The 10,370-nt window shown below is 67.5% G+C and carries 13 protein-coding genes; 7 read left to right on the top strand and 6 right to left on the bottom strand.

Translation table 11 applies throughout. The annotated features are described in order from the left end of the window. The first annotated feature begins 68 nt into the window (after positions 1-68). Positions 69-1,283: a serine hydrolase domain-containing protein gene (locus FE256_RS06615; protein WP_212743489.1), complete on the top strand. Its 1,215-nt coding sequence runs from the start codon at positions 69-71 to the stop codon at positions 1,281-1,283. Continuing rightward, positions 1,283-2,113 (top strand): SDR family NAD(P)-dependent oxidoreductase, encoded by an 831-nt coding sequence (locus FE256_RS06610; RefSeq protein WP_138173986.1) that lies wholly within the window; start codon positions 1,283-1,285, stop codon positions 2,111-2,113. Before FE256_RS06615 ends, FE256_RS06610 begins: the two co-directional genes overlap by 1 nt. Positions 2,114-2,185: 72 nt before the next feature. Here FE256_RS06610 and FE256_RS18630 read toward each other — a convergent pair whose 3' ends face one another. The 3 genes from FE256_RS18630 to FE256_RS06595 form a co-directional block, all read right to left on the bottom strand. Continuing rightward, positions 2,186-2,575, bottom strand: coding sequence for an FmdB family zinc ribbon protein (locus tag FE256_RS18630; RefSeq protein ID WP_138173984.1), 390 nt, complete (start codon positions 2,573-2,575; stop codon positions 2,186-2,188). Then, entirely contained in the window at positions 2,575-3,393 is an 819-nt protein-coding gene (locus FE256_RS06600; RefSeq protein WP_138173982.1) for an N-acyl homoserine lactonase family protein, read from the bottom strand. Before FE256_RS06600 ends, FE256_RS18630 begins: the two co-directional genes overlap by 1 nt. Positions 3,394-3,537: 144 nt before the next feature. Next, a complete protein-coding gene (locus tag FE256_RS06595; RefSeq protein ID WP_212743488.1) occupies positions 3,538-4,155 on the bottom strand; it encodes a GntR family transcriptional regulator in 618 nt (205 codons plus the stop codon). 199 nt (positions 4,156-4,354) lie between these two features. Between FE256_RS06595 and FE256_RS06590 the strand changes: the two genes are divergently transcribed. From FE256_RS06590 to FE256_RS06570, 5 genes are all read left to right on the top strand, one after another. After that, the gene (locus FE256_RS06590; protein ID WP_212743487.1) at positions 4,355-5,548 is read left to right on the top strand and encodes a zinc-binding dehydrogenase; all 1,194 of its coding nucleotides are present in this window, start codon (positions 4,355-4,357) and stop codon (positions 5,546-5,548) included. A gap of 7 nt (positions 5,549-5,555) precedes the next feature. Then, positions 5,556-6,911, top strand: a complete 1,356-nt coding sequence (locus tag FE256_RS06585) for an aldehyde dehydrogenase family protein (protein WP_212743486.1) — start codon at positions 5,556-5,558, stop codon at positions 6,909-6,911. Next, positions 6,911-7,834: an NAD(P)-dependent oxidoreductase gene (locus FE256_RS06580; protein WP_138173978.1), complete on the top strand. Its 924-nt coding sequence runs from the start codon at positions 6,911-6,913 to the stop codon at positions 7,832-7,834. The genes FE256_RS06585 and FE256_RS06580 overlap by 1 nt, the downstream gene beginning before the upstream one ends. Beyond that, on the top strand, positions 7,831-8,226 hold the full coding sequence (gene pcaC / locus FE256_RS06575) for a 4-carboxymuconolactone decarboxylase (protein ID WP_138173976.1): 396 nt from the start codon (positions 7,831-7,833) through the stop codon (positions 8,224-8,226). The genes FE256_RS06580 and pcaC overlap by 4 nt, the downstream gene beginning before the upstream one ends. Before the next feature lie 127 nt (positions 8,227-8,353). Beyond that, positions 8,354-8,938, top strand: a complete 585-nt coding sequence (locus tag FE256_RS06570; RefSeq protein WP_138173974.1) for a nitroreductase family protein — start codon at positions 8,354-8,356, stop codon at positions 8,936-8,938. Positions 8,939-9,100: 162 nt separating this feature from the next. Here FE256_RS06570 and FE256_RS06565 read toward each other — a convergent pair whose 3' ends face one another. Genes FE256_RS06565 through rraA form a run of 3 tightly spaced genes read right to left on the bottom strand, consistent with a single transcriptional unit; the run spans position 9,101 to position 10,345 of the window. Further along, positions 9,101-9,433, bottom strand: a complete 333-nt coding sequence (locus tag FE256_RS06565) for a winged helix-turn-helix transcriptional regulator (protein ID WP_138173972.1) — start codon at positions 9,431-9,433, stop codon at positions 9,101-9,103. Beyond that, on the bottom strand, positions 9,430-9,834 hold the full coding sequence (locus tag FE256_RS06560) for a VOC family protein (RefSeq protein WP_138173970.1): 405 nt from the start codon (positions 9,832-9,834) through the stop codon (positions 9,430-9,432). Before FE256_RS06560 ends, FE256_RS06565 begins: the two co-directional genes overlap by 4 nt. Before the next feature lie 43 nt (positions 9,835-9,877). Then, positions 9,878-10,345, bottom strand: a complete 468-nt coding sequence (rraA, locus tag FE256_RS06555; protein WP_138173968.1) for a ribonuclease E activity regulator RraA — start codon at positions 10,343-10,345, stop codon at positions 9,878-9,880. Between the last annotated feature and the right edge of the window lie 25 nt (positions 10,346-10,370).

The raw sequence follows: 10,370 nt of genomic DNA, 5'->3' as shown, positions 1-10,370 counted from the left end.
CCCGAGAGCTGACCCCTCCCCGCGCCCCCTCGTCATCCGCCACTCATCACCACACGAAGGAACAGACAATGTCGTCCACCACCGCAACGCCCACCGCTGCCGCAGCCGAGATCGGCCGCGCCGAGAAGAGCGGGATGTCGACCCCTCAGCTGGCTCGACTCCGCTCGACGATCGAGCAGGACATCGAGGCCGGGGAGTACCACGGCGCGACCGTGATCGTCGCACGCCACGGAGACGTGGTCCTCGAGGCTGCGATCGGGTCGACGGATGCGTCCACGCAACGAAGCGCCGCCCTGGACGACGTCTTCCGCGTGCTGTCGGTCACCAAAGCCCTCACGAACACCGCCGTCTACCGCGCGATCGATGCCGGGCTCCTCACTCTGAACACCCGGGTGGTGGATGTCATCCCCGAGTACATCGGATCAGATCGATTCCTCGCACGGGGCAAGGAGACCGTCACGGTGGCGCACCTCCTGAGCCACCGGTCGGGGATGAACGGCACTCCCGAGCCCCTCCCCTACGCGCAGCTGGGCGACCTCTCGGCCGTGATCGAGAAGATCTGCGAGATGCCCCTCGCGGGCGAGCCCGGTACGACCGTGGACTACTCCCCGACCCTGAACCATGCCCTGCTCGGCGAAATGGTGCGCCGCGTGCACGGGGACACCTCCTTCTCGCAGATGATGGCGCGCGAAGTGCTGGATCCGATCGGCATGGTCGACACGGCTTTCGGTCTCCCCGAGCGTCTCGCAGAACGTGTCGTTCCGATCAGGGCGATGTTCGGCAATGAGGGGTGGCTCACGGCTCACGATCTCGAGGTTCTGAACGACGTGATCTCCGGGGACGCGGAGATGCCGTGGGTCGGGTCCGTCACGACGGCGCGGGACATCTTCCGACTGGCGGAGGTCTACCGCCGGCGCGGCAAGACGGAGAGCGGCGAACAACTGGTGTCCCCCGCCATCATCGACGTGGCGACCCGCGTGCAGACCGGCGACGACCCCAACAACCTCTATCTGGGGATGGCGAAGAAGCGCGGATGGCCGTGGGCTCCGGCGAACCTCGGATACGGGTTCCAGCTGTCGGGCCTCGGCGCAGCACCCTCCATGCTCGGCACGCTGACATCGGCGCGGACGTTCGGCAACCACGGTGCCGGATCCACGGTGTTCTGGGTCGATCCTGAGCGCGATGTGACCTTCGTGCTGCTCACCGCAGGGTCGATGGAGGAGAGCGACAACTACCTGCGCTGCCAGCGGCTGTCGGACCTCGCGATCTGCGCGGCGCTCTGATGGCGCACACCGACATCGAGGCCCGCGCGGACCACTCGACGGCCATCGTGACGGGCGGCGCATCGGGCATTGGAGCCGCGGTCGCCCATCGCCTGGCGGAGTCGGGCGTCCGCGTGTGCCTGGTCGACGTGTCCGCGGATGCTCTCGCGACCGTAGCGAGAGAGATCGGGCCCCTCGCCGTCACGTGCGTCGCGGACGTGACCGACGAAGACAGTTGCGCGCAGGCCGTGCAGACGGCGGAGGAGTTCGGTGGCGGTGCCGCTGACATCCTGATCAACACCGCGGGAGTCAGCCTCGTTCGCGCCACCACCGAGATGACCCTCGGAGAGTGGAACCGCGTCTTCGCCGTCAACGTGACGGGCCCCTTCCTCATGGCCCGTCACGCGCTTCGCGGCATGGTCCGACGGGGTCGCGGTTCCATCGTGAATGTGGCGTCGCTGGCCGCACACCGGTCACTCCCCGAGACCGCCGCCTACAGCGCCTCGAAAGCCGCGCTGGTCGCGTTCACCCGGCAGCTCGCGGCAGACTATGGCCGCCACGGCATCCGCGCCAACAGCGTCAGCCCCGGCCCCACCGCGACGCCGATGCTCCTGGGTGAGGCCCGCGAGGGCGCCGCGCGCGCGGGAATGGACCTCGATCAGTTCCTCGACCTCGTCTCCGCGGAGCTACCTCTGCGTCGCATCGGGCGAGGTCGCGACGTCGCCGAGGTCTGCGCGTTCCTCGCGAGCGACGCGGCCGCCTCGGTGACCGGGGTCGACATCCTCGTCGACTCCGGAACCGCCGGCCTGGACGCCTTCGCTCTCGCCATGACGCGCGCCGCGGGGGCGTGAGGCCCGATATGAGAAGAGGACACCCCGCCGGCATCCCGCCGCGTGGGTGTCCTCTTTCGGCCGACTCTCGCGTCAGGCTTCGGCCGAGCCCGGCGCCGTCATCGACGGCCAAGGGTCACCGGCCCGTAACGGCCTGTCCGCAAAGCGCCCCTCGTGCGCGAGGACGGGCCGACGATCCGGCGCGAGTTCAGGATGACGCTCTTCGAGCCTCTCGCGCCGCACCGCGGCGTCTCGCCACCCGCGCACCACATCCCTGTCGCCACCGCGAGTGGCCTGCCAACTGCGCGGCATCTGGCTGCGAGCGGGACCTGCGGCAGCAGCGCCACCGATTCGCACGCCGCTGACGAGCTTGACCAGGGTGTCGCTCCCGCAGGAGGGGCACAGCGGGGTCGCGGAGTTCATCGAGGGGACGCGCAACTCGAAACGTTCCCCGCAGGGAGGGCAGCGATAGTCGTAGAGCATTAGCTGTAATAGCCGTTCGGCGCCGTGCGAAGAGAGGGAAGCTGGTGGTCGTCATGACCGAAGATCAACTCGGCGCCGGTCCGATCCGCGATCGATCTGATCTTCTCCACCGACTCGAGCCACTTGACGTTGTCCCATACGATTGCCGCCCCCACGGCCGGCGGGCCGTAGCTTTCGGAGAGGTACAGCGCGTCAGAGGTGAAGATCTTCGTACCGTCGTTGGGCAGGTCGATCTGCAAGGACATCGTTCCCCACGTGTGCCCGGGGGTGTTGATGAGATGGACGCCCGGCACCAGTTCTTCGTCGCCCGGTGTGCCGTGGATGGGGAGGCCCTCGAACTCGCTCATCAGATGAGCGCCGTTCACGATCCCGCTCAGTGTCTTCACGCCGGCGATCTCATCGTTGTTCGCGATGATGCGCGTCTTGCCGTTGTCGAACATCCTGGCGTTGCCGACGTGGTCGTAGTGAAGGTGCGACAGGACCAGTACATCGATGTCCTCGGGCGTGAGCTCCAGCGACGCCAGGCCGGAGTCCAACCAGCCCTCGGGGGCGTCGACATCCTCGGCGACCGGGAAGTAGTCCTGGAAACCGGCGGGCTCCCACTGCGTCTCCCAGTTGCGGGGCACACCCGTGTCCCACAGGATCCGCCCCTCGGGATGCTCGATGAGGACGGCATGAGTAGGCATGTTCGCCCACACACGGGGCTCGTGGCGATGGTTCTTGTCCATCAAGGTGGTGCCCGACTTCAGCAGCAGCCAGGCCAACTCGCCCTGCAGGGTTCCGGTGCGGAGAATGTGGACTTTCATCTCATCGGTCACGTCACTGTGCCTTTCTCAAGTCGTATACGACAAACATATTGTAGGACAAAGATGAGGGCAAGCACTGGCCTCTCCCGAACGCGACGAAAGGGCGCCCGCGGACCGCGCAGCGCGCCCCGCTGGTCGATGCGGGGTCTCGAGACGTCAGCTCGCGGCGTCGCCGAGGTCGTAGTTCGCCAGCGCGAGCGCCGCCGCTCGATCGACGTGGTCCGAGAGGAGTTTCGCGATCAGGTCGCCGTCGCGGCGACGCGCCGCGTCGACGATCTCTTCGAGTTCCTGCGTCGTCTGCACCAGCCTCCCCGGCTGGGACAACGACACCCGGCGGAGCATCGTGACGCGATTGTTCAACTGCTTGAGCAGCTGAGCGATGGTCGCGTTCCCCCCGCCGGCGAGCAGTGCTGCGTAGAACTCGTTCTTCACGACCAGTTGGCGATGGGGGTCGTCCTGGACACCCGGATCCCGCAGCGCATCGACCGCCGCGGCGAGCGCATCGACATCATCGTCCGTGGCGTTCTCGACGAAGTCGCGTCCGGCACGGCTCTCCAACAACGCGCGAACAGCGTAAATCTCCCGCGCCTCGTGCTCAGTGATGACAGCGACCGACGGGCCACGGTGCAGCACGTTGACGATGAGGCCTTCGGCCTGCAATTGCTGCAAAGCCTCTCGCAAGAGAGAACGACTCACGCCGAACGCCTCGGTCAGGTCGCGCTCGACCAGCTTCTGCCCGGGCGTGAGATCGCCGTCCAGAATGAGGTCGCGCAAGCGGTTGACCAGGAGAGAACGTAACGACGTCTCCTCGCGGGCAAGTCTCAGATCAGTGGGCCTGGACACCGGAGCTCAGTCCTCTCATAGAGCGATCTTATGTGCGGCACCGTCCGAAAGGAAGGCGCCGACGGATTGACGGACAATCCGTCATTCGCTAACGTAGCGCTGTCACCATCACTATCAAGGGAGATAGCCCGTGGAAGCGCGAGCAGACACACCCGTCACCGGCCGCTTGGCCTATATGAGCGAACCCCGCGTACTCGCTTATGCCGAATACCCCCTCCCCGAGCTCGAGCCCGACGGCATCCTCGTGGAGGTCCTGCGCGCGAACGTGTGCGGCTCTGAGTTGCACATCTGGAACGGAAAGCACCCCGTGAAGAAGCGGGGCGGACTGGGCCACGAGATGGTTCTGCGCGTCCTGGCATTCGGTGATCGCCGAACCACCGACAACCGAGGCGTCCCGCTGGCCGTCGGCGACCGCATCGTCTGCACCTATTTCCAGACCTGCCAGCGGTGCCCCCAGTGCGTGGGCGGTCAATACAACCTCTGCGACAACGCGTACGAGTTCTTCGGACGCCAGCCTGAGGAAGCTCCCCACTTCCACGCCGCATTCGCGACGCACTACTACATCCACCCCCTGCAGAACGTGTACAAGGTTCCGGACGAGATCCCCGACGCCGTCGCGGCGGGGGCCAACTGCGCACTGAGTCAGGTCTTCTACGGGATCGACCAGATCGCGCTGCAGCAGGACGAGACCGTTCTCATCCAGGGCGCGGGGGGTCTGGGTCTCTATGCGATCGCCGTCGCGAAGGAACGAGGAGCGCGCGTGCTGGTCGTCGACGGGGTGGCTGCCCGTCTCGCACAGGCCCGCGCATTCGGCGCCGACCACGTCATCGACATCAACGAACTGCCCGAACTCGAAGATCGGGAGAGAGCCGTCTTGGAGCTCACCAACGGTCGCGGAGCCGACGTGGGTGTGGAGGTGGCCGGGGTTCCCGCAGCGTTCGCCGAAGGACTTCGACTCGTGCGACGAGGCGGCCGCTACCTCGTCATGGGGAACCTCTCCCCCGGGGCCACGGTGCCGTTCGACCCCGGCTACGTCACACGGAAGGCTCTCACCATCCGGCACGTCGACCGCTACGAGGCCCGCTATCTCTGGAAGGCGCTGACGTTCCTGGCCGAACACGGGACAAGTACCCCCTGGAAGAACTCGTCGACGCCGAGTTCTCGTTCGCCGACATCCAGGTGGCGCTGGAGAAGTCCCTCAACCGCGAGGTCACTCGCGCCGTCATCACCATCACCGACTGAGGGGAATCGATATGAACACGGCTACACCCGAACCTCTCGACCACTGGATCGACGGGGCGCCCCACCGGCCGCAGTCCGATGAATACACCGTGGGCACGAATCCTGCGACCGGTGGCTCCACCGTACGGATCGCCGCCGGCACCGCCGCAGACGTCGACTCCGCCGCGAAAGCGGCTACCCGCGCCTACCCCGGCTGGCGGTACTTTTCGGCGCCCGAACGGGGCCGAATCCTTCGCCGCATCGCAGATGCGATCCGCGCCCACGCCGACGAATTCGCCGATCTCGAGATCCAAGACACCGGCAAGCCGCGCGCAACAGCCCTCGCCGAAGTCGAGAACTCCGCGGCCTATTTCGAGTTCTACTCCGGGCTGGTGAACATCCCCGTCGGCGACGTCCTCGACGTCGAACCGGGACAGCACATCTATACCCGACGGGAGCCCTACGGCGTCGTCGGCATCATCACCCCGTGGAACGTGCCGCTGAATCAGGCGGCTCGCGCCGTCGCCCCGGCTCTCGTGACCGGCAACGTCGTGATCCTGAAGCCCGCCGAGACGTCATCGCAGACGACGATTCTGCTATGCCGCCTCGCCACCGAGATCGGGCTCCCCGATGGCGTGCTGAACGTGGTGCTGGGTTCCGGGTCGGTCGTCGGAACCGCGATCGTCAGCCACCCCGCCGTTCGCAAGGTCGCTTTCACCGGTTCTGTGCAGACCGGACGCACAATCGGTCGTATCGCGGCCGAACGCGTCATCCCCCTCACTCTGGAGCTGGGCGGCAAGTCCGCCAACATCGTCTTCGCCGACGCCGATCTGCCGAAAGCGGCCCGGGAGGCTGTCCGCGCCTTCGCCGCCAACGCGGGCCAGGTGTGCTCCGCGGGAACGCGGCTGCTCGTCGAGCGATCCATCCACGACGAGTTCGTCGCACAGGTGGCCGCGATCGCCGGCGAACTGCGCGAGGGCGACGACATCGGCCCCCTCATCACGCGCGGGCAGTTCGCACAGGTCCAGGAGTACTTCCACATCGCTCAGGACGAGGGCATCGCCGCGGTCATCGGCGGATCCGTGAGCGGCGATCCGGCTCTGGGCGGAGGGTTCTACGTGAAGCCCACCATCTACGCCGACGTCGACACCGACTCGCGGATCGCCCGAGAAGAGATCTTCGGGCCGGTGCTGGTGACGATCCCCTTCGACGACGAAGCGGATGCCATCCGCATCGCCAACGATTCGGAGTTCGGCCTGATCGCTGGGGTGTTCACGCGTGACATCGGGCGCGCACTCCGCGTGGCCGACAGCATCGAAGCCGGTCAGGTCTTCATCAACACGTGGTCCACGGGCGCGGTGCAGACGCCGTTCGGCGGGCACAAGAACAGCGGGTACGGGCGAGAGAAGGGGATCGAAGCGATGCTCCACTATTCGCACCTGAAGACGGTCGTGGCGGTGTACTGATGACGGACGTCACCTTCATCGGCCTGGGAACGATGGGCGCACCGATGGTCGCCCGCCTCGTTTCGGCCGGCCACCGCGTGAGCGTCTCCGATGCCTCACGGGAGGTCGCCGACCGGGTCGCCGCCGACACGGGCGCACGGGTGGCCGACGACGCGGAGATCGCCGCGAGCCGGATCACCATCCTCATGCTGCCGAACAGCACCGTCGTCGCATCCGTGCTCGGCACACGACGCGAGGCGGGATCCCTCGCCTCGCGTCTGAGTCCGGGCGCCCTGGTCATCGACATGGGTTCGTCCCAACCGGATGCGACGCGCGCTCATGCCGATGATCTGGCGGCCGGCGGCATCCGATTCATCGATGCCCCCGTGTCGGGAGGACCGAGGCGCGCAGCGACCGGGGAACTCGCGATCATGGTCGGCGCCCCCGACGACGAGGTGTGGAATCAGGCGCAACCGCTCCTCGCCGCCCTGGGGGCGAGCGTCACGAGGACGGGGCCCGTAGGCTCCGCTCACGCGCTGAAGGCACTCAACAACCTCCTGTCGGTCATCGGGATCATCGGGGCCGTCGAGGTCCTCAGCGTCGGCGCGAAGTTCGGCCTGGATCCGCGAGTCATGCTGGACGTCATCAATCACTCGACGGGTCGCAACCACGCGACCGAGGTCAAGATCGGGCCGCACGTCCTCGATCGCCAGTGGAACGTCGGCTTCTCGCTCGAGTTCACGGTGAAAGACATCATCACCGCCCAGCAATTGGCCGAAAGCGTCGGGATCTCGACACCCCTCTCCGACAGCGCGGTGCGCGTGGCCCGCGCGGCGCTCGCATCTTTCGACGGTGCACCCGCCGACCAATCGCACATTGCGCACTATCTCGAAGCCGTCAACGGCGTCGCCCTCGGCTCGACCGACAAGAAGGACCCCTCATGAACCACCAGCTCTTCGAAGAGGGCCTCGCCATCCGCCGGGCAGTCCTGGGCGACGACTACGTCGATGCGGCACTGGCGAAAGCCGATGACTTCTCGCAGGACATGCAGGAACTCGTCACTCAGTACTGCTGGGGAGACGTCTGGAGCCGGCCCGGACTCGCGCGCCCGCACCGTAGCCTGATCAACCTCGCGATGCTCACCGCTCTGAACCGCTCGCATGAGCTCGCCACCCACGTGCGGGGCGCGATCAACAACGGCGTGACTCGGGAAGAGATCAAGGAAGTGTTCCTGCAAGCCGCGATCTATTGCGGAGTGCCAGCCGCGTTGGAGAGCTTCCGAGTCGCAAGGGAAGTCTTCGCCCAGATGGATCTCGAACGGTCCGTTGAGGCGTAGGCGGCTGGACGGCCGGACGGGCTACCACAGGACTTTCTCCGTCATATGGGAACACCGGCGGCTGCATCGGCGTTCGATGGGACGGGTCAACGACGCCCCGGCTTCGTTCTCATCCTGAGGAGTACCCATGTCCCACGTTCTCGACCGCACCGCTCAGACCGACGTCCCGATCCTCGACGTTCTGGCCGAGCGTTGGAGCACCCGCGTCTTCGACGCCGAGACCCCCATCGACGAGGAAGCGCTGCGCGCTGCGTTCGAAGCCGCCCGCTGGTCGCCGTCGGCGAACAACACGCAGCCGTGGCGTTTCCTGCTCGCTCGCCGCGGCACCGACGCGCACGCCCGCGTCGTCGAGTCCCTCGTCGGCTTCAACCAGGGCTGGGCCCCGGCGGCCGGCGCGCTCGTCGTCGTGCTGGCGGAGACGGCCGACGCCGATGGGAACCCCCGGCCGTGGGCGACCTACGACGCCGGTCAGGCCGCCGCGTTCTTCACCGTCGAGGCCCACGCCCGCGGTCTCGCCACCCACACGATGGGTGGCTTCTCGGGTGACGGCCTGCGCGCGTCGTTCGACCTCGACGCCCGCTTCACGCCCGTGACCGTGATCGCCGTGGGCGCCTTCGGCGACCCGGATGCCGCAGACGAGGCCGTCCGCGCCCGCGAGAACGCCCCGCGCACGCGCCGTCCGCTCGCCGAGACGCTGCTGCTCGACGCCTGAGTCGCGCCGGCTCCCGGCATCCGTCCGCCCCTGCATCCGCGATCGCGGTGCGGGGGCGGGCACGTTTCCGCCCCGGCATCACCGTCCGATGCCGGTTCTGCGCGGCCCGGACCGCGCGGCATCCCGCTGCTTCTTCCGCCAGATCACGCGAAGTGGCCGAGATCACCCGTTCTGGCGCGCACTGTCGGGTGATCTCGGCGAGATCACGTGATCTGGCGCCCGGGCAGCACCCCACCGCTCCAGCGCGACGATCGTCTCGCGCAAGGCCTCGCCGCGCGGGGTCAGGGCGTAGGCGCGGGTGTTGTGTTTCAGCGGGAGCCGGACGAGCACGCCGGCTTCTTCGAGCTCGCGCAGACGCACGGCCAGGATCGCCGTGCCGACGCCGAGGTCGCGCTGCAGATCGCCGTATCGCTGCGGGCCGTCGAGCAAGCGCTCGACGATGAGCAGCGCCCAGCGCGCACCGACGACATCGAGGGCGGCTTCGAGGCCGCTCACTCGGGCGCTTCGGCGTCCGGCTTCATCCAGAACGGCGAGTAGTGGTATCCGTCCGGGTCGTCGAACTGACGCTGGTACATGAACGGATAGTCGTCGGTGTCGCCGATGCGCCCGCCGGCTGCGCCCGCACGCTCGACCAGCCCGTCGACCGCCTCGCGGCTGCCGAGGTCGAAGGACACCGTGATCTTGGAGGGCGTGTCGGGTCCGCCGATGAGATCGTCGGTACCGCCGACGGCGGCGTACATCTCCCGGCTGCCGAGCATGACGTACTGCTCCGGAGCGATGGCGAAGCACGAGACGTTGTGGTCCGACATCTCGGCGTTGAGGGTCCAGCCGAGGGCGGTGTAGAAGGCGGTCGAGCGCGCGACGGACTCGACCGGACAGGTGAGGAAGAGGCTCATGGCCGTGATACTTCCAAAAGTGAAGTGCTCCGTCAAGACCCGATCAGCGCTCGACCAGCACCCCGTCGGCATCGGCCCACACGTGCCGGCCCGGGGCGAAGACGACACCGCCGATCGTGACCGGCACGTCGACCTCGCCCACACCGTCCTTCGCGCTCTTGCGCGGGTTCGACCCCAGCGCCTTGACCCCGAGCGGGAGGGATGCCAGAGCCTCGCGGTCGCGGATCACCCCGTGCACGATGATCCCGGCCCATCCGTTCTGCACCGCAGATCCCGCGATGAGGTCGCCGACGAGCGCGGACTCGAGGGATCCACCTCCGTCGACGACCAGGACCGCACCGTCGCCCGGAGTGGCGAGCACGCGCTTCACCAGCGCGTTGTCGCGGTGACAGCGCACGGTGCGCACGAGCCCGTCGAACGCGACCCGACCGCCGAGGTCGAGCAGCTGCAGCGAGAGTGAGTCGAGGTCGTCGCCGCGCTCGTCGTAGAGGTCGGCCGTTGCGATCGTCATGGCGCCAGGGTAGCGAGGCGCTCCG

It is taken from the genome of Microbacterium sp. 5K110 (assembly GCF_005774735.1).
Lineage (GTDB): Bacteria > Actinomycetota > Actinomycetes > Actinomycetales > Microbacteriaceae > Microbacterium.
The sequence above is the reverse complement of the archived record's forward strand: the minus strand, read 5'-3'. Positions and strand labels throughout refer to the sequence as shown.

Excerpts from the sequence above, each read along its gene's own strand:
- FE256_RS06615 (WP_212743489.1), top strand. The coding sequence starts at position 69 with ATGTCGTCCACCACCGCAACGCCCACCGCTGCCGCAGCCGAGATCGGC.
- FE256_RS06610 (WP_138173986.1), top strand. The coding sequence starts at position 1,283 with ATGGCGCACACCGACATCGAGGCCCGCGCGGACCACTCGACGGCCATC.
- FE256_RS18630 (WP_138173984.1), bottom strand. The coding sequence starts at position 2,575 with ATGCTCTACGACTATCGCTGCCCTCCCTGCGGGGAACGTTTCGAGTTG.
- FE256_RS06580 (WP_138173978.1), top strand. The coding sequence starts at position 6,911 with ATGACGGACGTCACCTTCATCGGCCTGGGAACGATGGGCGCACCGATG.
- pcaC (WP_138173976.1), top strand. The coding sequence starts at position 7,831 with ATGAACCACCAGCTCTTCGAAGAGGGCCTCGCCATCCGCCGGGCAGTC.
- FE256_RS06570 (WP_138173974.1), top strand. The coding sequence starts at position 8,354 with ATGTCCCACGTTCTCGACCGCACCGCTCAGACCGACGTCCCGATCCTC.
- FE256_RS06560 (WP_138173970.1), bottom strand. The coding sequence starts at position 9,834 with ATGAGCCTCTTCCTCACCTGTCCGGTCGAGTCCGTCGCGCGCTCGACC.
- rraA (WP_138173968.1), bottom strand. The coding sequence starts at position 10,345 with ATGACGATCGCAACGGCCGACCTCTACGACGAGCGCGGCGACGACCTC.